Source organism: Sinorhizobium garamanticum, assembly GCF_029892065.1.
Taxonomy (GTDB): Bacteria; Pseudomonadota; Alphaproteobacteria; order Rhizobiales; family Rhizobiaceae; genus Sinorhizobium; species Sinorhizobium garamanticum.
In genome coordinates this window covers 1,959,389-1,983,073 of the sequence record NZ_CP120373.1, presented here as the reverse complement: position 1 = coordinate 1,983,073, position 23,685 = coordinate 1,959,389, and the positions used below count along the sequence as shown (strand labels likewise).

Here is a 23,685-nt window from a genome sequence, read left to right as displayed (position 1 = left end):
AAAAGGCGGCCCACGGCCGCCCCTTCAAACTCACTTCAGTGGCCGTACGATTACATGCTAGCGCCGCCGAGAACGGTAACGGCGCGGCGGTTCTGCGACCAGCAGGAAATGTCGTCGCAGACAGCAACCGGCTTTTCCTTGCCGTACGAAATCGTGCGCATACGGTTTGCGGGAACGCCGCGGCTGGCGAGATAGTCGCGGGTCGCAGCGGCACGGCGGGCGCCGAGCGCCAGGTTGTACTCGCGGGTGCCGCGCTCGTCGGCGTGGCCTTCGACGGTGATCGCGTAGTTCGGGTACTTCGCCAGCCACTGGGCCTGACGGTCGAGTGTCGCCTGGGCGTCGGCGCGGATGGAGCTGGAATCCGTGTCGAAGAAGATGCGGTCGCCGACGTTGACGGTGAAGTCCTGCTGCGAGCCCGGCGTTGCAGCACCTGCGCCAAGGCCGAGGCCGGCGGCATCATTCGGCAGGTTCTTTTTGGAAGCGCAGCCGGCAAGAGCGAGCGTCATGACGAGAGCGATCATGACAGGATTGCGGGCGATGGACTGCATGCGGCTCGCGGCCGGGGTGTCAATTCGGCTCATGGGCCGGGTCTCCTTGGAAGTGTCTGATTCACGGTTGCCAGACTGTAACCGGAAGCGGTTAATTGCTTTTCAACTGATATGGTTAACAAATCGATAATTTGCGTTGGGCGCCTGCTAGACCAGCACTTTGCGGCGAGAAAGCGGCACATCGGCCACATTTACCGTCGCTTCTGTGGACACCCGATCACGATGATCTTGGATCGATCGCAAATGTGATCGGCTCTGGTCACGCTATCCGGAGATGCGCAGCGGTCCTACAGCGCCGCGCGTCTGATCAGACGCGCAAAGGACGCTGTAGCACTTTGAATTGCTGCATGTTTTTATCCTTAAATCGCCTACGATTTAAGGGAACATGCAGTGGGCTGCGATACGTACAAAAACAAATACATGAAGCGCGCCGCATGAATCGGTCGCGGCGCGCTTCAGCAAGTAGAGACGCGGGATGCGGGCGGAGAGCCGCTCACACTTCTCCTCGTCCGCTCTATTCCATCAGAGGAGACCAGGCCGGGTCGGATGCAAAGCCTTGTGTCTGGACCGGTTGCTCGTTGTAACCCGTGAGGTCGATCGAATAGAGCTGCGGCCCGCCGGCACCGGCGTTCTGGCGGAAGAACATCAACACGCGGCCGTTCGGCGCCCAGGTCGGGCCTTCGTTGTGGAAGCCGGTGGTGAGGATGCGCTCGCCCGAGCCGTCCGGCTTCATGACCCCGATCGAGAACTTGCCACCCGACTGCTTGGTGAAGGCGATGAGATCGCCGCGCGGAGACCAGACCGGCGTCGAATAGGAACCGTCACCGAAGGAAATGCGCGTCTGGCCCGAGCCGTCGGCGCCCATGACATAGAGCTGTTGCTTGCCGCCGCGGTCGCTTTCGAAAACGATCCGGCTGCCGTCCGGCGAATAGGAGGGCGACGTGTCGATCGCATTGGTGTTTGTCAGCCGCGTCGTGGTGCGCGAGCGCAAGTCCATCGTGTAGATATTGGCGTTGCCTTCCTGCTGCAGGCTCATGATCACCCGCTGGCCATCCGGCGAGAAACGTGGTGCGAAGGTCATGCCCGGGAAGTTGCCGACCACCTCGCGCTGCCCGGTTTCGAGCTGCAGCAGGTAGACGCGCGGCTGCTGGTTCTCGAACGACATGTAGGTGATTTCCTGACGGTTCGGTGAGAACCGCGGCGTCAGCACGATGTCGTTTGAATTGGTGAGCGCGCGGGCATTGGCGCCGTCCTGATCCATGATCGCGAGCTGGCGTTTGCGCGCGGTCTTCGGGCCGCTTTCGGCGACATAGACGATGCGGGTGTCGAAGTAGCCCTTTTCGCCGGTGATCCTCTCATAGATCGCATCGGCGATGATATGGGCGACGCGACGCCAGTTTTCCGGCTGGGTGTAGAATTGCTGTCCCAGCATCTGCTGACCGGCAAAGGTATCCCACAGACGGAACTCCGCCTTCAGCCGGCCGTCGCCTTCCTGGGTGACGCGTCCCGTGACGAGCGCCTGGGCATTGATGACCTTCCAGTCCTCAAATCGCGGGGCAGCGTCCGGGTTGGAAATCTTCTCGATGAAGGCGCCCTTGTCGATCGGTGCGAAAAGGCCGGAGCGCTTGAGATCGGCAGCAACGACGTCGGAGATCTTCTGAGCGAGTTCGCCTTGCAGGAAGTCGGTCACTGCAATCGGCAGCGGCTCGACGTTGCCCTTGTTGATGTTGATCTCGACGAGTGCGCTTGCCGGCGAAGCAATGAGCCCACAGCCTGCGAACATCACCATCAGAAGGCGGAAAAAATTGCGTCTCAGCATTTCCATAAAGCCTTTCAGCCTTTCATTTTTCTGTACCGGTGAGGAACGGTGCGCGCGATTTTCCGCCGCATCCCGCCCCAACCTGTTTAGAGCATCGAGCTTGGGTCGAAGTTGACGACCACCTCGCTCCAGGAATCATATTTGTCGGCCGGCAATCCCTTGAAGGGCGCGGATTTCAGGATGGCGCGTCGCGCTCCACCGGCGAGCGCCCGCCGCGCGGCATCGGAGCCACCCGTCGCTTCGACTTCCGGTTCCCCGACCAGTTCGCCGTTCGGGTCGAGCCGCATCGTCACCTTGATGCGGACGTCCGTGGCATCGGCCATTCCGGGGATGATCGACCAATTGTTCTGGATCTGGCCGCGAAGCGCATCCATCTCGCTCTGCGAAAGCGTGTTGCCGCTGGTCGTCTTCTTGCCGCCGAGCGCTGCTTCTTCGGTCGAGCGCTTCGCGCCGCCGCCGGACGATTCCTGCTTGTTGAGCAGCGCCGCGATTTCGTCGGCGTTGAAGTCGCTCTCCTTGGCGGAGGATGCCTTCTTCTGCTCTTTCTTGGTCTCTTCCTTCTTGCGCTCCGGCGTCTTGGCGGTCTGCGCCGGCTTTTCGACCTTGGGCTTAGCCATCGGCGTCGGCACCTTGTCGGGCAGCGCCTCGGCCTCCGGATTCTCGGCCGGCTGTTCCTCCGCCGGCGCCGGTTCCGGCTTGGTCTCGGGCTTCACTTCCTGCTTCGGCTCGGGCAGTGCGGCAACTTCCGTCGCGGGCTCGGACGCCGGCTCGGGCTCCTCGACCTTCTGTATCTCATCCTTAACCGGATCCGGTGTCGGCAGCGCCTTCTCGGTCTTCTCCGGAGCGGCGGCCGATTCATTCTGGACCGGCTTCGTGTTGGGCGTGGGCGGCGTTTTCAGATCCACGTCGTTGTCGCCGATATTCTCGGCGTTCTCGACCGGCGTCGGCTTTTTGGTCGGAACCGGGGACGCCTTCTCCTTCGCTGGAGCCTTCTTGTCACCTTGCTGGATCTGCGTGATCGATTCGATCGGTACGATATCGACCGGCAGCGCCTCGACATCCGCGACCTCGAAGTCGGCCGGGCTACCGAGCGAAACCAGCGCCCAGGTCAGCACCAGGGCGTGGAGGACAGCAGATGTTGCGAGACTGCCCTTCATGAGCGAGGATCACTTTTCCTGTTCTTGCAGCGTGACAAGGCCGAGATTCTTGAAGCCGGCCGCCGATATCCGCGCCATGACCTTCATCACCGTGCCGTAGTCGGCATTGGTATCGCCGCGCACATAGATGCGCTCGTTGTAGCCGGTGGTGGCAATTGCCTCGAGTTTCGGAACGACCTCGTCGATGGCGATCGGCGTTTCCTGCAGGAAGATTTCCCCGGCCGGATTGACCGAAACGGTAATCGGCTGGGTGTCGGAGTTGAGCGCCTTGGCCTGCGTCTCCGGCAGATCGATCGGCACGCCGACCGTCATCATCGGTGCCGCCACCATGAAGATGATGAGCAGCACCAGCATCACGTCCACGAAGGGCGTGACGTTGATTTCGCTCATGATTGCCTTCTTGCCGTTGCGCCGACGACGCCCGCCGCCCGAACCCTTGGCTCCGCCAACTGCCATACCCATCAGCGTGGTCTCCGTGCTCGAGCGTCGTTATTGCGCAGCCTGGCGCGGGGACTGCAGCTTCTCGTCGATCTGCCGCGACAAGATGGCGGAGAATTCATCGGCAAAGGCTTCCATGCGTGCAGTCAGCTTGCCGGCGTCGGCGGAAAACTTGTTGTAGGCGATAACGGCGGGGATAGCAGCAAGCAGGCCGATGGCGGTCGCAAGAAGCGCCTCGGCGATACCGGGCGCGACGACGGCAAGGTTGGTCGATTTCGAGCCGGCGATTGCCTGGAACGAGGTCATGATGCCGACAACGGTGCCGAAGAGACCGATGAAGGGGGCGGCCGAGCCGATGGTCGCGAGCGAGCCGAGCCTTGCCTCGAGCGTTTCGGACTCGCGAGCGAGCGTCACGTCCATGGCACGGTCGATACGCATCTGCAGGCCGATCGGCGAGCGGGCGCCGCGCTCGAAGCTCTTCTTCCATTCGCGCATGGCGGAGACGAAGATCGCGCCCATGCCGGCCGTCTGCCGGTCGGAGAGCGTGCGATAAAGCTCCTCGAGCGATTGACCGGACCAGAAAACCTGCTCGAAATTGTCGAGCTGGCGGCGGACACGGCCGAAGTTCAACGTCTTGTCGACGACGATACCCCAGGTCCAGACCGAGGCTGCGATCAACCCCAGCATGACCAGCTTCACGACAAAGCCCGCTTCCATGAACAGCGACCAGAGGGTCACATCGCTCGTCGCGGCCAATCCAACCTGTTCCATCGTTTCCAGTCCCCGAATCCAAATACCCGGCAAGAGCGGTTCATGCTCATGACCGGGTCGCCCAAACGTCCTGTTGCAAAAATGCCCCGGCATCGCCGCTGATCGCGGCATTGCGATCTAATGCTTCAGGTTGCCTTCTTGCCGTCAATTTTGGTCAAAGGATGACGTGCACTGCACAAATCCTAATGCACGGATTAAGACACCACTATGGTTAAGGGAGTGTTACCGGGCAGACATTCCTGTGGCGGACGCTCTGGAACTTCACCGCGCCATAGCACGTTTCCCTCGCATGACCCTCCATGTGTCCGGAAAAGCCGATGAGAAATCAGCGCCACCGCGGCTCGACCCGCGCGACCGGTTGATCCTCGCGCTTTACGCGCAATTGAAGGCCGAGCGGGAGACTCGTTGCGCCTTCGAGGAGGCGATCGCAAACGGTGTGCTTTCGAAGGAGGTGCTTCAGGCGCTGCTCGCTGATCCCGTCCCTGCCGTCACCGGCGAGCATATCGCTGCCATCGAGCGCGTGCTTGCCCGTGACCCTCCTCGCAACGACCGGAAGCCGGAGCCCCGCCGCAGGCTCGGCCGGTGAAGGAGGAACCATGCCGGCTCGCGCGCTTTGGAAAGGTCAACTTCGTCTCTCGCTGGTTTCGATCCCGGTCGAATTGTTCAGTGCGACCCGCCCGGGCGCCAGCGTCTCCTTCCGCCAGATCCACAAGCCTTCGGGCAAGCCGATCCACTACCAGAAGGTGGTGGAAGGCGTCGGGCCGGTCGACGTCGACGACATCGTCAAAGGCTACGAATACGAGGACGACAAATACGTTCTCCTCGAACCGAAGGAAGTGGATTCCATAAAGCTCGAGACAAAGAAGACCCTGGAACTGGTGCAATTCGTCGGCGTGGCCGATATCTCGCCCCTCTATTTCGACAGGCCGTACTATCTCGTCCCGGCAGATGAGCTCGCGGAGGACGCCTACCGGGTCGTGCGCGATGCGCTCCGGCAATCAGAAAGGATAGGGCTCGGCCAACTGACACTGAGAGGCCGCGAATACCTGGCGGCGGTCAAACCCTGCGGCGACGGCCTGCTCCTGGAGACGCTGCGCTATGCGGACGAACTCAGGAAGGCCGACCCGATGTTCTCCGACATCTCGGGCAAGAAAGCGGAAAAGGAGCTGCTCGAGGTCGCCAGCGCCCTTATCGAAAAGAAAACCGCGCCCTTCGACGCCAACGCCTTCAAAGACAACTATACGGCGGCCCTGAAGGAACTCGTCAAGCGCAAGATGAAAGGCAAGTCGACGCGCGTCACCGTCGAGGAGGGCGAGCGCCCAGAGCGGCGCGGGGACAATGTCGTCGACCTGATGGCGGCGCTGAAGAAAAGCCTCGAAAGCGGCGAGGGCAAGAAATCGCAGCCAAAGGCGCAATCCGCCTCGCGCCGTGGCCGGCGGAAATCGGCATGAGGACGATCCATGGCTGCTCGCAATGAACCCCTTTCCGAATACAACCGGCGCCGCGACTTTAGGAGGACAAGCGAGCCCAAAGGAACTGTCGCCCGGGCACACGCTGGCAGGAAACGCTTTCTGGTTCAGAAACACGATGCCACCCGCCTGCACTACGACTTCCGGCTCGAATGGGAGGGAGTGCTGAAAAGCTGGGCCGTAACACGCGGCCCGAGTCTCGATCCGGAAGACAAGCGCCTTGCAGTGCGCACCGAAGACCATCCCTTAGCCTATGGCGACTTCGAAGGCACGATACCGGAAGAAGAGTACGGCGGCGGCACGGTGATGCTCTGGGACACCGGCTGGTGGGAGCCCGAAGGCGACCCATCCGAAGGCCTGAAGAAGGGCAAGCTCTCGTTTCAATTGCACGGTAAGCGGATGAGCGGCGGCTGGGCGCTTGTGCGCATGCGGCCGCGAGACGATGGGAAGCGTGAAAGCTGGCTGCTGATCAAGGAAAACGACAAAGCCGCCTCAGAGGACGGTGAGAGCCTCGTCGAAAAGAACCTGACGAGTGTCCGCACCGGCCGCACCATGGATGAAATTGCTGAGGGCAAGGGCGAAAAACGGGCACGCGTCTGGCATTCGAACAAGAGCACGGCGGCCAATCTCAACGCCGGCGCAGTTGCCGAGAACAAAGATCGACGCAAGCGCTCAACGCGAAAATCCACCGGAAAGCTGCCCGCCTTCAAGGCACCGCAGCTTGCGACCCTGGTTAGCAAGGCACCCGCCGGAGACGAATGGTTGAACGAAGCCAAGTTCGACGGCTACCGCTTGATGGTCGCTATCGGCGGCGGCACCGTCCGTTGCTACACGCGCAACGGTCTCGATTGGACCGAGAAGTTTCCGGCTATTGCCTCCGCTCTTGCCGAGCTCGATTGCAAGTCCGCGCTGATCGATGGTGAGGTGGTGGCGCTGTCGGAGGAAGGCTCGACTTTTTCGGCCCTGCAGAAGGCACTGAGGACCGGCGCCACCACACGGCTCTACGCCTTCGATCTCGTCGAACTCGACGGCAAGGACCTGAGCCGCAAGCCGCTTGTCGAGCGAAAGGAGCGGCTGAAGGCTTTGCTCGACACGCTCGACACCACCTCGACCGTTCAGTACAGCGAGCACGTTGAAGGCAACGGCAAACATGTGCTGGCCGCCATATGCAAGGCCGGACAGGAAGGTATTATCGCGAAGGAGGCGAATGCTCCCTATCGCAGCGGACGCACGCGAAGCTGGCTGAAGGTCAAATGCACAAAACGCCAGGAGTTCGTCATCGGCGGCTATAGCCCGTCGACGAAAAAAGGGCGCGCCTTCGCGTCAATCCTTCTCGGCACATTCGAGGGTGATAAGCTGGTTTACCGGGGCGGTGTCGGCACCGGCTTCGCGCAAAAGACCCTGGAAGAGCTCGCGGCCGCCTTCGCAAAGCGCAAGCGCAAGACGTCTCCGTTCGACAGCGTGCCAAGGGAAAGGGAGCGGGATGCCGTCTGGCTGACGCCCGATCTTGTGGCAGAGGTGGATTTCACCGAGCTTACCCATGACGGATATGTCCGCCATGGCTCATTCGAGGGATTGCGCGAGGACAAGGAGGCCAAGGCCGTGAAACTGGAAACACCGAAGCCGACGGACGCCGCAGCGGAGACCGGGAAGGGCAAACGCGCGACCAGGCCCCGCACAGTGGCGCCCGCCAAGGGCGATGCCGATGTCCTCGGGATTCGCATCTCGCATCCGGACCGCGTTCTCTTTGCCGGCCAGGGCGTCACCAAGATCGACCTTGCCCGCTATTACGCCGTCGTTGCGGACAGAATGCTGCCTTTCGCGGCCGACCATCCTGTTTCGCTGGTGCGTTGCCCGCAAGGCGGACAGCGGCAGTGTTTCTACCAGAGGCATGCCAGCGACGGCTTTCCGCAGGAGATTCGCGAAGTCGCGATCAAGGAGGTCTCGGGCGAAACCGAGAAATATATGTACGTTCGCGACGCCAAAGGCCTCGTTGCCTCGGTGCAGATGGGGACGCTGGAATTTCACATCTGGGGCGCCACGATCGACAAGCTGGAAACGCCCGACCGTCTGGTCTTCGATCTCGATCCCGATCCAAGCGTCGACTTCGCCACGGTGAAGCGCGCGGCGGTAGCGCTGCGCGACGAACTATCAGATGCCGGCCTGACATCCGTTCCCATGGTGACCGGCGGCAAGGGCGTCCATGTCATCGTGCCGCTGGTTCGACGCGCGTCTTGGGACGAGGCTAAGGGTTTCGCCAAGAAAATGGCGCAGCGTTTCGCGGATCGGGATCCGGATCGTTTCATCGCCACCATGTCCAAGGCCAAGCGCAAGGGCCGGATCTTCATCGACTGGCTCAGAAACGAGCGGGGCGCCACGGCCATTTGCCCCTACTCCACCCGCGCCCGCGAGGGCGGGCCCATTGCGACACCGGTCGACTGGGACGAGCTCGCCGAGCTTGAGGCCGCCAACAGCTTCCGCATCGCCGATGTTCTCGCGCGGATCGAAGCCGGAACAGACCCTTGGCGCGACGCCGGTGAGACCAGGCAGACGCTGACGAAAAAGATACTGAGCTCGGTCGCCGACTGATTTGCGATTATTCTGATCGTCTGGCCGGGGCTACTCAACCCGGGTCGGGGTCTTGTGTCCCGCCGCCAGGAACTTTATCGCCAGCGCTTCGGGCAACCGGCGTGGTCGGCCCTGCCCGTTGATGACGGCGATGATGACCTTGGCGGCGATCAGCAACACGCCATCGCGACGGATCTCCTGCTGCAGCACCATTTTGGCGCCACCGGCCCTCTCGGTCGTCGTCTCGATCGTGAGGATGTCGTCCATGCGCGCCGGCAACTTGAAGTCGATCTCCATGCGGTGAACGACGAAGACGAGGCCTTCCGTATCGCCTTCGATGGCAAGCGATGCCTGTTCGACGCCGAGCAACCGCAGATAGTCGGTTCTGGCCCGCTCCATGAAATGCAGGTAGCGCGCGTGATAGACAACGCCGGAAAAATCGGTGTCCTCGTAATAGACTCGCTGCACGAGTCGATGGCCGTTTTCGGTCAGTTCGCCCGCGAGCGAAATTAGTGACATAGTCTCATTCTCCGGGAGGATTTTTCTTTTTCTGTGCAGGAACAAAAAGCCATTTGCAAGCATTGCAGCTTTGTCACAATCCTATCCTATCACCTCACCATGTCCTTCTTCGCGATCAGGAGAACCGTGCATGAAGATTGCAATCCTCGGCGGTGATGGTTTCGTCGGCTGGCCGACCGCGCTGCACCTATCCGATGCGGGCCACGACATCCACATTCTCGACAACCTTTCCCGCCGCTGGATCGATACGGAGCTGGGCGTCCAGTCGCTGACCCCGATGGACTCGATCCAGGAGCGCACCCGGATATGGCATGCCGAGACCGGCCGGCGCATCCACTTCAAGCTGATGGACCTCGCCCGCGACTACGAACTTCTCAAGAACTGGCTCGCCGAGCATCGCCCGGACGCGATCGTCCATTTCGCCGAACAGCGCGCGGCGCCCTATTCGATGAAGAGCGACCGGCACAAGAACTACACGGTCAACAACAACGTCAATGCCACGCACAACCTGTTGAACGCGATGGTCGAGCTCGACCTCGACGCCCATCTCGTTCATCTCGGGACAATGGGCGTCTATGGTTATTCGACCGTCGGCGCGGCGATCCCCGAGGGCTATCTGCCGGTCGGGATCGAGACAACGGATGGCGAGACCGTGAGCCAGGAGATTCTTTATCCGTCCAATCCCGGCTCGATCTATCACATGACCAAGTGTCTCGATCAGCTTCTCTTCCAGTTCTACGCCAAGAACGACGGTCTCCGGATCACCGACCTGCACCAGGGCATTGTCTGGGGCACGCACACCGAACAGACGCGTCGGCACCAGCAGCTCATCAACCGCTTCGACTACGACGGCGATTACGGCACGGTGCTCAACCGCTTTCTGATACAGGCGGCGATCGGCTACCCGCTGACGGTTCACGGCACCGGCGGCCAGACCCGCGCCTTCATCCACATCCAGGATTCGGTCCGCTGCATTGAACTCGCGCTCAACAATCCGCCGGCGCGCGGCAGCCGTGTCGAGATTTTCAACCAGATGACCGAGACGCATCGCGTCCGTGATCTCGCCGAAATGATCGCCGCGATGACTGGCTCCAGGATCGCCTGGCTTCCCAATCCGCGCAAAGAGGCCGCCGAGAACGAGCTTGTCGTGCACAACGAGAAATTCCTGGCGCTTGGCCTCGATCCGATCCGCCTTCAGGACGGGTTGCTTTCGGAAATCGTCGATGTGGCAAAGAAATTCGCCTACCGCGTCGATCGTTCGCGTGTCCCGGCAGTCTCCGCCTGGACGAAGGACATTGCCCCGTTGATCAATCACGATCCGGAAGGCAAGCGGCTGAAATCCGTTTCATGACTCCTGCAACGCCTCAGCCGGGGGGGCCAAGTCCCTCCTCGCCTCCTGCCGCCCGCCAGGCCTTCGTGACGCTCGTCACCCATGCCGACTATGCGCTCGGTGCACGCGCACTTTTGCGGTCGATCCGGCTGACCCGGACGCCGGCGGATATCGTCGTCCTCTACACCGGCGGGGTGGACGCCGCCGCGCTCGAGCCGCTCACGGAATTCGATTGCCGCCTCGTCGAAACGGAGCTCCTGCCCCTCTCGGACGACTTCAACACCCGCCATGCGCGCCGCAACGTCCACGAGAAGGCGCCCTTCACCAAGGGCCGGAAACCCGAATTCCATTCGCCGCTCGACAATTTCTGCAAGCTCCGGCTCTGGCAACTCGTCGAATACGAGCGCTGTGTCTTTATCGACGCCGATGCGATCGTGCTCCGCAACATCGACAAGCTCTTCCGCTACCCGGAATTTTCCGCCGCGCCCAACGTCTACGAGAGCCTCGGCGATTTTCACCGGCTGAATTCCGGCGTCTTCGTCGCTGAACCGTCGATCGAGACATTCGACAAGATGCTCGCGGTTCTGGACGCGCCGGGGGCCTTTTGGCCGCGCACCGACCAGACATTCCTGCAGAGCTACTTTCCCGACTGGCATGGCCTGCCGGTGACGATGAACATGCTGCAATATGTCTGGTTCAATCTGCCGACGCTCTGGGACTGGCGCTCCATCGGCGTGCTGCATTACCAGTATGAGAAGCCCTGGGAGGCGGATCACCCGCGCGCCGACGCTCTTCGGCCGCTTATCGAGCTCTGGCACGCCTATCTGACTGGAGAGAATATTCCGGACCTCGACACGCTCGACAATCCGGCGCAACCCGGCACCGGAACCCCATGACTCGCGTCCTTGTTTCCGGCGGCACCGGCTTCGTCGGCCGTTTCATCGTCGAGCACCTTATCGCTCACGCTTACAAGGTTACGGTGGCCGGTCGCATGCCCCCGGCCACCGGGTTCTTCTCGCAGCCGGTAGCCTATGTTCCGCTCCGCCTCGATCCGGATGCAGACCAGATTTCCGCTTTCGACGACATCTATTATTTCGTCCATGCCGCCTTCGAGCACGTCGAGGGCAAGTATCGTGGTGGCGAAGGCGCGGATCCGGAGGGCTTCCGCCGCGTCAACCTCGACGGCTCGGTCCGCCTCTTCGACGAGGCACGCGCCGCCGGGGTTCGCCGCTGCGTGTTTCTGTCTAGCCGTGCCGTCTATGGCAAAACGCCGGCCCCCGTTTACGACGAGACGTCGCCCGCGGTGCCCGACACGCTCTACGGGACGGTGAAGCTGGCCTGCGAAGACGCCTTGAAAGCAATGACCAGCCACGGCTTCGCCACGACCAGCCTGCGCGTGACTGGCGTCTACGGGCCGGCGGGTGTCGGGCGGAAACACAAATGGAGCAGTCTTTTCGCCGACTATCTCGCAGGCAAAGCAGTTCCGCCACGCGCCGGCACAGAGGTTCACGGCGACGATGTGGCGGCGGCCGTGAGACTTGTGTTGGAGGCGGAGACAGTCAAGGTCTCCGGCAAAGTCTTCAACGTCTCGGATGTGCTCACCGACAACCGTGAAATCCTCTCCATTCTCCAGAAGGCAACCGGCTGCTCCCATCCGCTGCCGCCTGCGGCGGAGACGCCCGCTTTCAAGGAAATGTCGACGGATAGGCTGCGTGCGCTCGGCTGGACGCCCGGTGGACCCGAACGGCTGGCTGCGACGATCCGCGAATTGGCGGAATACGGGACCGCGAACGCCGGCGACTCCCCCTCTCCTCGGGTTTAACCCGAGGACTAACCCTCTCCCCGCTCGAGGGGCGAGAACGTGGGCGCCGCGAGTCTCCTCGCTCCGGGAGAAGGTGGCGGCAGCCGGATGAGGGGCGAAATCCAATCGAAAGACGCCGACCGCAACCTACCCAAGATCGATAACAACGATTTCCGGCGGAACGCCGAAGCGAATCGGCGCGATCGAGCAACCGAGACCACCGGAGACGATCAGACTGCGATCCTCTTCGACGATATGGCCATAGGCATACCGGTCGCCAAACCGGGACGGCACGACTGGCGCAAGACCCGCGAACCGAACCTGTCCGCCATGGGTATGGCCGGATAGCGTCAAGGAGACTCGCGCCGGCACTTCCGGAAAGATGTCGGGCTCATGCGCCAGAAGAATGACCGGCGCGTTATCGCTCACCTGAGCTAGCGTGCCATCGAGATCATCAAGACCCGTCATCGAGCGCCGGCCCCATTTCTTGCCAGGCAGAAGGGCAAGCTGGTCCTCGAGACCAGCAAGCCAGAACCCATGTCCGTCCTTTTCCAGGCGGATGGCGCGGTTGCTGTGGACCGCAATGCCGACATTCGACAGCGCCCGATGCCCGAAGGTCTCGCCGCCGCCGTTCTTTTGCGCGGTTCTGTCCTCCCACCAGTCGTGGTTGCCCATGATCGCATGGACGCCGAGCGGGGCCTTGAGCGTGGCGAGGGCCTTCGACCATTCGCTGGAGTGGACATAGCGTGTGACCAGGTTCATGCCGGAGGCATAGTCGCCGAGAAGAACCGTGATATCGCCGCCGAGATCGTTCGCCTGCGCGCAGATGGAGGCGATACGGCTGGCCGGCATCCACGGCTCGCAGGCATGAAGATCGGCAAGCGCGACCACGCGAAGCTTCAGACCAGGCGTCCAGCCGGGCGGCGTCAGTGTGTAGCGGGCAATATTCAGTCGCGCGAGCGGCTCGATGGCAAAGGCATAGCTGCCGAGTGCCGCGAAACTTGCGAAACCGCCACCGAGCGTCTGCAGGAATCCTCGGCGGGTGAACACTTCAGTCGTCCTCCAGCGTCAGGCGGAACTGAGTCGTCTCGATATCCTTCGGCGGATTGAGGCCGAGATGCTTCCAGGCATTCGCCGTCAGCACCCGGCCGCGCGGCGTGCGCTGGATGAACCCCTGCTGGATCAGATAGGGTTCGATGATGTCCTCGATCGCATCGCGCGGCTCGGAAAGCCCGGCCGCAATCGTCTCGATGCCGACCGGTCCGCCGCCGAAATTGTGGGCGATCATCGTCAGGTAACGGCGGTCCAACTGGTCGAGCCCCATGCTGTCGACAAGCAGGCGGGTCAGCGCCTCGTCGGCGATCTGCCGCGTCACGGCCTCCGCCCGGGCAACCTCGGCGAAATCGCGCACGCGCCGCAGAAGACGGCCGGCGATCCTCGGCGTCCCGCGTGCGCGGCGGGCGATTTCGCGTGCCCCCTCGTCGGTCATGCCGAGGCCCATCAGCCGCGCCCCGCGGCGGACGATCAGCTCCAGTTCCTCGACCGTGTAGAAATTGAGCCGCACCGGAATGCCGAAGCGGTCGCGCAGCGGCGTCGTCAGCAGGCCGAGGCGGGTAGTCGCCGCCACCAGCGTGAACTTGGAAAGGTCGATCTTCACCGAACGCGCCGCCGGTCCCTCGCCGATGATGAGGTCGAGCTGGAAATCCTCCATGGCCGGATAGAGAATTTCCTCGACCGCCGGGTTCAGGCGATGGATCTCGTCGATGAACAGCACGTCGCGCTCTTCGAGATTGGTGAGCAGCGCCGCGAGATCCCCGGCCTTGGCGATGACCGGTCCGGAGGTGGAGCGGAAGTTGACGCCGAGTTCCTTGGCCATGATCTGAGCGAGAGTCGTCTTGCCGAGACCGGGCGGACCGACAAAAAGCACGTGGTCGAGCGCCTCGCCACGATTGCGCGCCGCCTCGATGAAGACCTTGAGGTTGGCACGCGCCTCCGCCTGGCCGGTGAACTCGTCCAGCGACTGCGGACGCAGCGTCTGATCGAGGTCCTCGCCTCGCTTTTCCGGCGCAATCAGGCGTGCGGCTTCACTCATTTCAGACTTCCATTTCGGGTTGCACCGCGCCATTGCGCCGTGCGCGGACCAAAGCCAGTCATCGCCATCGATTCCGCGCGCTCAACCATATTGTCATCGCATCGCCGGATCCAGCGCGGATCGCGTCATTCCATTGCTTTGTGACCGTAGCAGGGCCCGGCCCCTCACCGCGCCAGTTCCTTCAACCCGAGGCGAATGAGCCTGGCGCTGTCGCCGCCCTCACCGCCGTTTTTCAAGGCCGCCGCAACGGCATTTGCCGCCTGATCGCGCGAATAGCCGAGATTGGTCAAGGCCGAAACGGCGTCCGCGACCGGCGCCGAGGCAACGCCCTCGCCCAGTTCCTGCTTGAGGCTGATCGCAGCGGATGGCTCGCCGGCAAAGGCAGGCGCCTTGTTCTTGAGTTCGGTGACGATACGCACGGCCACCTTGGGGCCAACACCCGGGGCGCGAGAGACCGATGTCTTGTCCTGCAGTGCGATCGCGCTCGCAAGCTCGCTGGGCGTCAGCGTCGAAAGCACCGCAAGCGCTACCTTGGACCCCACGCCCTGGACGCTCTGGAGCAGGCGGAACCACTCACGCTCGATGGCCGTCAGAAAGCCAAAAAGCTTGAGCTGATCCTCGCGCACATAGGTCTCGATAAAAAGCATCGCCGCTTCGCCCGCCGATCCGAGCTTGCCGAGAGTCCGCGCAGAACAATGGGCGACATATCCGACGCCATGCACGTCGAGAACGACGTGATCCTCGCCGATCTCGTCAATGGTGCCCTTGAGCTTGCCGATCATCTGACCTTGTCTTTCTGGATGGATTTGGACCGTTGCCGTTTAAACAGATTCCGATAGATGGCCCTACCCCGCAAGCGCCGCAAGCCGGCTGGTGATCGCCTGCCGGTTGTGCGCGTGGCAGATGGCGATTGCGAGCGCATCGGCGGCATCGTTGCCCTTGAACTGAACCTTCGGCATCAGCACCTTCAGCATCATGTGGATCTGCTGCTTCTCACCATGACCGACGCCGATCACCGCTTTCTTCACCGCATTCGGCGCATATTCCGCCACTCTGAGACCCGCACGAGCCGGAACCAGCATGGCGATGCCGCGTGCCTGGCCGAGCTTAAGTGTCGCTGTCGCGTCCTTGTTGACGAAGGTCTGCTCCACGGCGGCCTCATGCGGCTGGTAGCTGTGCACGACGTCGGCAAGCCCGTCATGCAATTGGCAAAGGCGTGATGCAAGATCCATTTCGCCGTCCGACGTGACCGTGCCGGAGGCTACGAAACGCAGCGAATTGCCCAAGGTTTCGATGACGCCCCACCCGGTGCGCCGAAGGCCCGGATCGATGCCGATGATGCGAATCGTATTCTGCATGCCTCACCCTATGTCGGTCAGCCAGACGCTGCCAGCAAAAAGTGAACAAAACAAAAACATTACACAGGAATGGTCGGCGCAGTGGCGAAAACGGCCTACAGCGTGGTGCGTCTTTTCAGACGCACAAAGGACGTTGGAGCGCTTTGAATTGCTGCATGTTTTTGTCCTTAAATCGGTTACGATTTAAGGAAACATGCAGTGCCACTCTTGGCTTTAAGAAACTTGAACCTACATTGCGATCGATCAATTTCTCTTAATTGAAGGTCTTGCCATGATCCCGTTCTCCGTTCTCGACCTGTCGCCGATTACCGAGGGCGGCAGCGTCGCCCAGTCGCTCGAAAACTCGCGCCGGCTGGCAATGGCCGCAGAGGAGAACGGTTACAAGCGCTTCTGGCTCGCCGAACATCACGGAATGAAGGGAATCGCCAGCGCAGCGACGTCGCTCGTCATTTCCCACGTGGCGTCGGCGACACGATCGATCCGCGTCGGCTCGGGTGGAATCATGCTGCCCAATCATTCGCCCCTCGTCATCGCCGAGCAATTCGGCACGCTCGCCGCGCTCTATCCAGGCCGCATCGACCTTGGCCTCGGCCGCGCGCCCGGCACCGACATGAGAACGGCACAGGCGCTCCGGCGCAACATGGAGACGAGCGCCAACAATTTCCCGAACGATGTCGTGGAGCTCCAGGCGCTGCTCGGCCCGGTCACCGAAGACCAGAAGATCATCGCGGTCCCCGGCGCCGATTCCAATGTGCCGATCTGGCTGCTCGGTTCCAGCCACTTCAGCGCTCACCTCGCCGGCATGCTCGGCCTCCCCTTCGCTTTCGCCTCGCATTTCGCACCCGACATGCTGCTCACCGCCCTCGAAATCTACCGCGAGCGCTTCACGCCGTCGCCTGAGCTCGACAAGCCGCATGTGATGGTCGGCGTCATGGGCGTCGCCGCCGATACCGACGAGGAGGCGAACTATCTCTTTACCTCGATGCAGCAATCCTTCGTGGCACTGCGCCGCAATGCCCGCGGACGCTTTCCGCCGCCGGTCAAATCCATGGAGGGGCTTTGGAGCGACGACGAAAAGATCTTCGTCGACCACGCGATGAGCTACGCGGTCGTCGGCGGTCCTGAAACCATCCGCAGCAACATCCGGGCGTTCATCGAGCAGACCGATGCCGACGAGTTGATCATCTCCATGCCGATCTTCGATATGGAGGCGCGGCTGCATTCGTTGAGGCTGTTTGGCGAAGCGCACCGTCATCTCGCTGTGGCCGCCTGAAAGATCGTCGCCTTCTCGGCACGGCTGAAACAAAAAAGACCCGCGCTCCATTTTGGAGCGCGGGTCGTTTCGTAGATCAAAAGAAACGTCAGGCGGAAAGCCTTGCCAGCACCTCGTCGGAAACCTCGAAGTTCGAATAGACGTTCTGAACGTCGTCATCGTCTTCGAGATTGTCGATCAGCTTCATTAGCGACTGTGCCTTTTCCTCGTCGACCGGCACAGTGTTCTGAGGCTTCCAGATCGCCTTGACGGTTTCCGCTTCGCCGAGGACCTCTTCGAGGGTCTTGGAGACTTCGCCAATATTCTCAAAGCCGCAGATGATCGTGTGGCCATCCTCGTCCGTCGTCACATCATCGGCACCTGCTTCGATGGCCGCTTCCATGACCTTGTCGGAATCGCCGACGGAAAGCTTGTAGGTGATTTCGCCCACGCGATCGAAGGAGAAGGAAACCGAGCCGGTTTCGCCAAGTGCGCCGCCAGCCTTGGTGAAGGTCGAGCGCACATTGGAGGCGGTGCGGTTGCGGTTGTCGGTCAGCGCCTCGACGATGACAGCGACGCCGCCCGGACCGTAGCCCTCGTAGCGAACTTCCTCGTAGTTCTCCGCATCGCCACCCGACGCCTTCTTGATCGCCCGCTCGATGTTGTCCTTCGGCATCGACTGGGCCTTGGCGTTCTGGATCGCCAGCCTGAGGCGCGGGTTCATCGCCGGGTCAGGCATGCCCGACTTTGCGGCAACGGTGATCTCGCGCGCGAGCTTGGAAAACATTTTCGAGCGCACCGCATCCTGACGGCCCTTGCGGTGCATGATGTTCTTGAACTGTGAATGGCCAGCCATGGCGCCCTCTGCATGCATGAATTATCGGGATGGGGCGCCTTATAGTTTTATTGCCACGTCCCGTCCAGCAGGGGCCGGGTCTTTTCAGGGAGAGGAAATCCGGCGCCGGCAAGGCGCAGCAAGCGCGCCTCGGATAGGCAAATGTCTCACATCCCCTGGAGGACGTGGATCAGCGGTTTGCTCGGCAGGGAACGCAGAGAAACCTTGACGCTCGGGCCGGTGGCGAAGCTCTTGTCGTAGTCGTCGCCGAACATTGCCAGAAAGTCGTTGATCAACGGCGGCCGGTGCATCGGCAGGATCAGCGCCGCGCGCAGTCGCGACACGACACGGCTCATGCTTTCGGCGCCCATGGTCAGGCCACCGTCGACTGGAACCATCAGCACGTCGAGCCGGCCGATCTGGCGGTAGTGGCTGTCGTCGAGTTCGTAGTGCAGATGGCCGAGATGGCCGATGCAGAGCCCCGCGACCTCGAAGATGAAAATCGAATTGCCATTGGGCTCCATACCCTCGAAGCCGGAGCGTATGTCCGTCACGACATTGCGGATATAGGCATCGCCGACGACGAGATCGTGGTCGGCCGCCTCGCCATTGTCGCTCCAGCCGTGCAGGACGTGGCGAATGCCCGGATCTGGCGTCAGCGTGTAGTGACTGGAATGGGCCTTGTTCATCGTCACCACGGTAGGTGGCGCCGAAGTCTGGAACCAGCCGTTATAGTCCGTGGCGATCGAAATACCGTCCGGCGTTTCGATCAGGAATGTCGAGTGGCCGAGATAGGTTATGTTGACCTCGCTATCGGCCGCGCTCACCCGCATTGCCCCCGGAACTGCGAAGCGGGCGAATGTCGCTTTCGGCGTGGCTTCCGCGATCGCCTGGCATTGGCTCACTGGCGGTGAAGGCTGCTGCGCATGCGCATGTTCCGGCCAGAACGTATGGATCAGCCAGATGGCAGCCAGGGTGTAGGCAAGGTATCGGAGCAGCATCCTTCACCTCTCACACGCGTTTTTAGAGCCGGATGAGGGAAAGTGTGCGCGGTTTTCCGCCCGCATCCCGCTCTAACTCATTAGAATCGAGCACGGTTATGACTTTAGGTTGATAAGACCTAAAGTCATCGTGATCTGGCGGGTGGCAGGATTATTCAAGGTCGCGGTCCCGTCCAGCGCCAAACTGGCGCTGGCGCTCACAATCGCGTCATTGTCCGCATTTCTCGAACGCAGGGACCGAATGCGTCCTACAGCGCCGTGCGTCTTTCAGACGCACAAAGGACGCTGTAGCACTTTGAATTGCTGCATGTTTTTATCTTTAAATCGGAGACGATTTAAGGAAACATGCAGTGGGCGCGGAACCGTGGCGCAGGACCGGCAAGACCCACTCACTCTGCAGGGGCGCCCGGTGCTTCCTCGACAGCCCTCACGCGTTTTCGGCCAAGCGAGCGCAGCGCCACATAGAACACAGGCGTCAGGAACAGACCGAGGAGCGTAACGCCGAGCATGCCGGAAAAGACCGCCGTGCCGAGCGACTGGCGCATTTCGGCGCCGGGACCAGTTGCGATCACCAGCGGCACGACGCCGAGAATGAAGGCAAAGGCGGTCATCAGGATTGGACGCAGCCTGATCCGGCTCGCGTCGATCGCCGCCTCGACCGGCGTCTTGCCCTCCTCCTCGCCCTGGCGGGCGAATTCGACGATCAGGATCGCGTTTTTCGCTGCGAGGCCGATCAGCACGATAAGGCCGATCTGCGTGAGCACGTTGTTGTCGAACCCTCGGATGGAAACGCCGAGAAGCGCGGCGAGAACGGCAAGCGGGACGATCAGGATGATCGCCAGCGGCAACACCCAGCTCTCATATTGCGCGGCCAGCGCGAGGAAGACGAAGATCACCGAGAGCGTAAAGATGAAGACGGCGGTATTGCCGGTCTGGCGCTCCTGGAAGGCAAGCTCTGTCCACTCGAAGGTCGTGCCCTGCGGCAGCATCTGGGCGGCGAGCTGCTCCATCTTGTCGAGCGCCGTGCCGGTGGAGACGCCGGGCGCCGGATTGCCCTGGAGCGGCACGGAAACATACATGTTGTAGCGCTGAACGAGCGACGGCCCGCTGGTATCGCGGATCTCGACGAGCGTGCCGAGCGGTACCAGCGCACCTGACGCAGAACGCACCTTCAGAGCGAGGATATCGTCTCGTTCCACGCGATATTGCTGATCGGCCTGGGCGCGCACCTGGTAGACGCGACCGAATGCGTTGAAGTCGTTGACGTAGGACGTGCCGAGGTTGATCGAGAGCGTCTCGAAGATATTCGGGATCGGCACGTTTAGCGCCCGTGCCTTGTCGCGGTCGATCGCCAGGAAGAACTGCGGGCTGGAGTCCGAGAAGGTAGTGAATACGCCGGTCAACCCTTCGGTCTGGCTGGCTGCCCCCATCATCTGGCGGGCGAGCGCCAGTGCCCGGCCCATGTCAGCGTTCTGGCGGTCCATAATCTGCATCTTGAAGCCGCCGGAATTGCCGATACCGCGCACCGACGGCGGTGGAATGGCGATGATGAAGGCCTCCTGGATGCTCTGCATCGCGCCGAAGATCTCGCCGATGATCTGGCTCGCGCTCTGGTTATGCTCGAGCCTTTCCTCGAAACTGTCGAAGGGCGTGAAGATGACGCCGGAATTGGACGCGTTGGTGAAAGTCGCACCGCTAAAGCCGGCAAAGGCGACCGCGTCGCGGACGCCCGGCACCTCGCGGATCATCGCGGATGCACGCTGCACCACCGCGTCGGTTCGCGCGAGCGATGCGCCATCCGGGAGCTGGATGACGACAATGGCATAGCCCTGGTCCATCGTCGGGATGAAGCCGCGGGGCACGGCCTGCGCCATGTACCAAGTGGCGCCAAGAAGAGCGGCGAAGACGACGAGCGAGGCGCCAATCGCCAACCGTGTCCTGACGAGGTGACCCACCACCCATTTGTAGCCATCGGCCATCCGGTCAAAGCCGCGGTTGAAGCCGTTGGCGAAAGCCCGGCCGAGCCGCGTCAGCGGATTGCGGCTCTCATGCTCATGGTTCTCATGCGGCCGCAGCAGAACGGCGGCAAGCGCCGGCGAGAGCGTCAGCGAATTGATCGCGGAGATCACCGTCGCGACCGCGATTGTTACGGCGAATTGCAGATAGAACTGGCCGGCTATGCCCGGGATGAAGGCGGTCGGCACGAACACCGCCGTCAAGACGAGCGAAATCGCGATCACCGCCGCGCCCACTTCGTCCATCGTCACATGCGCCGCCTCCCTCGGTGTCATGCCTTTCTCGAGATTGCGCTCGACGTTCTCGACGACGACGATCGCGTCATCAACGACGATGCCGATCGCAAGCACCAGCCCGAAGAGCGTCAGCATGTTCAGCGAGAAGCCGAAGGCGAAAAGCAGCGCGAACGTACCGATCAGCGAGACGGGGATGGCGACGATCGGAATGATCGCCGTGCGCCAAGACTGCAGGAAAACGATCACGACGAGGGCCACGAGGATCGCGGCCTCGCCGATCGTCTTGTAGACCTCATTAATGGACTCCGCGATGAACTCAGTCGGATTGTAGATGATCCGGTATTCCAGCCCCTCCGGGAAATCCTTCGAGAGCTCCGTCATCGTCGCCTGGATTGCTTCCGCCGCGGCAAGCGCGTTGGTACCAGGGCGCGAGAAGATGCCGAGCGCGACGGCGGGGCTGCCGTTCAGGTAGCTGTTTCTGACGTATTCGCGGGCGCCAAGCTCGACGCGGGCGACATCCTGCAACTGCACAAGCCTGCCATCTTCCGTGGCCTTGACGATCACGTAGCGGAACTGTCGTGCGTCGCTGAAACGGCCGTCTGTGGTGACCGTATATTCGAAGGCATTGTCGCCCGCGATCGGCGGGCCGCCGATCGCGCCGCCCGAGACCTGGACGTTCTGCTGGCGCAGCGCCTCGACGACGTCGCCCGCTGTCATGCCGTAGGCGGAGAGTTTCTGCGGATCGAGCCAGACGCGGAGCGCATATTCTCGCTCGCCGAACAGGATAACGTCACCGACGCCGTCCAGCCGAACGAGGATGTCGCGGATGCGCGTGCGGGCGTAGTTGGAGACATAGAGCTGGTCGTAGCGGTCGTTCGGCGAAAGCAAGTGAACGACCATCATCAGGTCAGGCGAGCTTTTGGTCGTGGTGATGCCGATGCGCCGAACCTCCTCGGGAAGGCGGGGCTCGGCGATCGAGACGCGATTTTGCACCAGCACCTGCGCCTGATCGAGGTCCGTACCCAACTCGAAGGTGATCGTCAGCGCCATCGAACCGTCGGCGGTCGAGTAGGACGACATGTAGAGCATGTTTTCGACGCCGTTGATCTCCTGCTCGAGCGGCGTGGCGACCGTGTTGGCGACGGTATCGGCATCGGCGCCCGGATAGGAAGCGCGCACGACGATGGTGGGTGGGGCGATTTCCGGGTATTGCGCCACCGGCAACTGAAAATAGGCAATGCCGCCAACGATCAGCAGCACGATCGAGAGCACCGAAGCGAAGATCGGCCTGTCGACGAAAAAATGCGCGAATCTCATTGGGCGCTCTCCGCCGCTTGCGCTGCCTCCTGCGGCAGCACGACGAGCTCTGGCTTCACTTTTACGCCCGGCCTCACGCGCACGGTACCATTGACGATGATCGTCTCGTCTCCCGTCATACCGCTCCGAATGACCCGGTAGCCATGCAGTCGCGGTCCGAGGCGCACGGGCTTGGTCACGACGCTGCCATCCTGGCCGACCTCGTAGACGACGCGTTCGTTCTGGTCGGCGGCGATCGCCTCATCAGGAATAAGGATCGCCTTGTAGGTGTTCGAGCCTTCCACTTCCACACGCCCAAAGAGCCCCGGCTGGAGGATGAAGTTCGGGTTCGCGAACCGGGCACGCACACGCATCGTGCCCGTCTGGTTGTCCACCCTGTTTTCCGAGAAATCGAGCTTGCCTTCGAAGGGCGGTTCGGTGGCGTCGGCGATCGTCACCCGCACGGTGAGCGCGCCGCCACCCTCCTGGAGCGCACTGCCGCGTTCTCGAGCGGTCCTGGCGTAGGAAAGCAGGCGGCGCTCGTCGACATCGAAATAGAAGTCGATCGGGTCGAGCGAAACGATGGTCGTCAACACCGTCTGATCCGCCTGGACGAGGTTGCCTGGCGAGATCAGGCGTCGATCGACGCGGCCGCTCAACGGCGCGGTGATCGTCGTATACTCGAGATCGAGCTTGGCCCGCTCGACGGCCGCCTCGGCGCCACGTACATTCGCCTGCGCTGCGAGCAGCGCACGGCGGTCGTCATCGAGCCTGGACACGGAGAGCGTGCCGCTTCCGGCGAGCGATTCCGTCCGCTTGAACGTGGTCTCCGCGAATTCAAGTGTCGAACGCGCCGCTTCCAGCGAGGCTTCCGCCTGGGAGAGAGCGGTGCGGAACGGTCGCTGGTCGATGACGAAAAGCTTGTCGCCTTTCTTCACCAATGCCCCGTCAGTAAAAAAGACCTCATCGAGATAACCGCCGACACGAGACCGGATGGCGACCTCGTCGACAGGCTCGAAGCGACCAATGAATTCGTCAGCGTCGATCACGTCGCGCACGACCGGCTTGGCGACGGTTACAGTCGGCGCCGGCGGTGCGTTCTGGGCTGCCGCAAGCGATGCGGCGAAAAGAAAGAACGAAACGCTGAAGATCGCGGGCAACGGCCACTTTGGCAACATG

At 62.0% G+C, this 23,685-nt stretch carries 21 protein-coding genes; 7 read left to right on the top strand and 14 right to left on the bottom strand.

From position 1 onward, the window contains the following. Window positions 1-50: 50 nt before the first annotated feature. From pal to tolQ, 5 genes are all read right to left on the bottom strand, one after another. Window positions 51-581 carry a peptidoglycan-associated lipoprotein Pal gene (pal, locus tag PZN02_RS09140; protein WP_280661246.1) on the bottom strand — a complete coding sequence of 177 codons (531 nt, stop codon included), beginning with the start codon at window positions 579-581 and terminating at the stop codon, window positions 51-53. A 481-nt stretch (window positions 582-1,062) separates the two neighbouring features. Continuing rightward, window positions 1,063-2,373, bottom strand: a complete 1,311-nt coding sequence (gene tolB, locus PZN02_RS09135; protein ID WP_280661245.1) for a Tol-Pal system beta propeller repeat protein TolB — start codon at window positions 2,371-2,373, stop codon at window positions 1,063-1,065. Window positions 2,374-2,453: 80 nt separating this feature from the next. Beyond that, a complete protein-coding gene (locus PZN02_RS09130) occupies window positions 2,454-3,524 on the bottom strand; it encodes a hypothetical protein (protein ID WP_280661244.1) in 1,071 nt (356 codons plus the stop codon). A gap of 9 nt (window positions 3,525-3,533) precedes the next feature. Continuing rightward, the gene (tolR, locus tag PZN02_RS09125; protein ID WP_173509197.1) at window positions 3,534-3,986 is read right to left on the bottom strand and encodes a protein TolR; all 453 of its coding nucleotides are present in this window, start codon (window positions 3,984-3,986) and stop codon (window positions 3,534-3,536) included. A 27-nt stretch (window positions 3,987-4,013) separates the two neighbouring features. Continuing rightward, a complete protein-coding gene (gene tolQ, locus PZN02_RS09120; protein ID WP_280661243.1) occupies window positions 4,014-4,733 on the bottom strand; it encodes a protein TolQ in 720 nt (239 codons plus the stop codon). A gap of 289 nt (window positions 4,734-5,022) precedes the next feature. Between tolQ and PZN02_RS09115 the strand changes: the two genes are divergently transcribed. From PZN02_RS09115 to ligD, 3 genes are read left to right on the top strand one after another with little or no spacing between them, the layout of a single operon-like run. Next, window positions 5,023-5,319, top strand: coding sequence for a hypothetical protein (locus PZN02_RS09115; protein ID WP_280661242.1), 297 nt, complete (start codon window positions 5,023-5,025; stop codon window positions 5,317-5,319). A 10-nt stretch (window positions 5,320-5,329) separates the two neighbouring features. Further along, a complete protein-coding gene (gene ku, locus PZN02_RS09110; protein ID WP_280661240.1) occupies window positions 5,330-6,184 on the top strand; it encodes a non-homologous end joining protein Ku in 855 nt (284 codons plus the stop codon). A 9-nt stretch (window positions 6,185-6,193) separates the two neighbouring features. After that, window positions 6,194-8,791, top strand: coding sequence for a DNA ligase D (ligD, locus tag PZN02_RS09105; protein WP_280661239.1), 2,598 nt, complete (start codon window positions 6,194-6,196; stop codon window positions 8,789-8,791). Window positions 8,792-8,821: 30 nt separating this feature from the next. Here ligD and ybgC read toward each other — a convergent pair whose 3' ends face one another. Beyond that, the gene (ybgC, locus tag PZN02_RS09100; protein WP_280661238.1) at window positions 8,822-9,289 is read right to left on the bottom strand and encodes a tol-pal system-associated acyl-CoA thioesterase; all 468 of its coding nucleotides are present in this window, start codon (window positions 9,287-9,289) and stop codon (window positions 8,822-8,824) included. Window positions 9,290-9,419: 130 nt separating this feature from the next. Here ybgC and PZN02_RS09095 point away from each other — a divergent pair, with 130 nt between their 5' ends. Genes PZN02_RS09095 through PZN02_RS09085 form a run of 3 tightly spaced genes read left to right on the top strand, consistent with a single transcriptional unit; the run spans window position 9,420 to window position 12,441 of the window. Next, the gene (locus tag PZN02_RS09095) at window positions 9,420-10,640 is read left to right on the top strand and encodes an NAD-dependent epimerase/dehydratase family protein (RefSeq protein WP_280661237.1); all 1,221 of its coding nucleotides are present in this window, start codon (window positions 9,420-9,422) and stop codon (window positions 10,638-10,640) included. Next, on the top strand, window positions 10,637-11,515 hold the full coding sequence (locus tag PZN02_RS09090; RefSeq protein ID WP_280661236.1) for a glycosyltransferase: 879 nt from the start codon (window positions 10,637-10,639) through the stop codon (window positions 11,513-11,515). The genes PZN02_RS09095 and PZN02_RS09090 overlap by 4 nt, the downstream gene beginning before the upstream one ends. Continuing rightward, window positions 11,512-12,441 (top strand): NAD-dependent epimerase/dehydratase family protein, encoded by a 930-nt coding sequence (locus PZN02_RS09085; protein ID WP_280661235.1) that lies wholly within the window; start codon window positions 11,512-11,514, stop codon window positions 12,439-12,441. Before PZN02_RS09090 ends, PZN02_RS09085 begins: the two co-directional genes overlap by 4 nt. A 126-nt stretch (window positions 12,442-12,567) precedes the next feature. On the opposite strand, the gene PZN02_RS09080 is transcribed toward PZN02_RS09085, so the two are convergent. The 4 genes from PZN02_RS09080 to ruvC form a co-directional block, all read right to left on the bottom strand. Then, the gene (locus tag PZN02_RS09080) at window positions 12,568-13,470 is read right to left on the bottom strand and encodes a metallophosphoesterase (protein WP_280661234.1); all 903 of its coding nucleotides are present in this window, start codon (window positions 13,468-13,470) and stop codon (window positions 12,568-12,570) included. 1 nt (window position 13,471) lies between these two features. Beyond that, the gene (gene ruvB, locus PZN02_RS09075; RefSeq protein ID WP_280661233.1) at window positions 13,472-14,512 is read right to left on the bottom strand and encodes a Holliday junction branch migration DNA helicase RuvB; all 1,041 of its coding nucleotides are present in this window, start codon (window positions 14,510-14,512) and stop codon (window positions 13,472-13,474) included. Between the two features lie 164 nt (window positions 14,513-14,676). Then, complete coding sequence (gene ruvA / locus PZN02_RS09070) at window positions 14,677-15,294, bottom strand: Holliday junction branch migration protein RuvA (RefSeq protein WP_280661232.1); 618 nt, start codon at window positions 15,292-15,294, stop codon at window positions 14,677-14,679. A gap of 63 nt (window positions 15,295-15,357) precedes the next feature. Beyond that, the gene (gene ruvC / locus PZN02_RS09065; protein ID WP_280661231.1) at window positions 15,358-15,870 is read right to left on the bottom strand and encodes a crossover junction endodeoxyribonuclease RuvC; all 513 of its coding nucleotides are present in this window, start codon (window positions 15,868-15,870) and stop codon (window positions 15,358-15,360) included. A 271-nt stretch (window positions 15,871-16,141) separates the two neighbouring features. Between ruvC and PZN02_RS09060 the strand changes: the two genes are divergently transcribed. Further along, a complete protein-coding gene (locus PZN02_RS09060; protein ID WP_280661230.1) occupies window positions 16,142-17,143 on the top strand; it encodes an LLM class flavin-dependent oxidoreductase in 1,002 nt (333 codons plus the stop codon). Between the two features lie 88 nt (window positions 17,144-17,231). Here PZN02_RS09060 and PZN02_RS09055 read toward each other — a convergent pair whose 3' ends face one another. From PZN02_RS09055 to PZN02_RS09040, 4 genes are all read right to left on the bottom strand, one after another. Then, the gene (locus tag PZN02_RS09055; RefSeq protein WP_280661229.1) at window positions 17,232-17,978 is read right to left on the bottom strand and encodes a YebC/PmpR family DNA-binding transcriptional regulator; all 747 of its coding nucleotides are present in this window, start codon (window positions 17,976-17,978) and stop codon (window positions 17,232-17,234) included. 146 nt (window positions 17,979-18,124) lie between these two features. Beyond that, window positions 18,125-18,958: an MBL fold metallo-hydrolase gene (locus PZN02_RS09050; protein ID WP_280661228.1), complete on the bottom strand. Its 834-nt coding sequence runs from the start codon at window positions 18,956-18,958 to the stop codon at window positions 18,125-18,127. A gap of 389 nt (window positions 18,959-19,347) precedes the next feature. Next, window positions 19,348-22,527, bottom strand: a complete 3,180-nt coding sequence (locus PZN02_RS09045) for an efflux RND transporter permease subunit (protein WP_280661227.1) — start codon at window positions 22,525-22,527, stop codon at window positions 19,348-19,350. Further along, window positions 22,524-23,684 carry an efflux RND transporter periplasmic adaptor subunit gene (locus tag PZN02_RS09040; protein WP_280661226.1) on the bottom strand — a complete coding sequence of 387 codons (1,161 nt, stop codon included), beginning with the start codon at window positions 23,682-23,684 and terminating at the stop codon, window positions 22,524-22,526. The genes PZN02_RS09045 and PZN02_RS09040 overlap by 4 nt, the downstream gene beginning before the upstream one ends. Window position 23,685 lies beyond the last annotated feature (1 nt).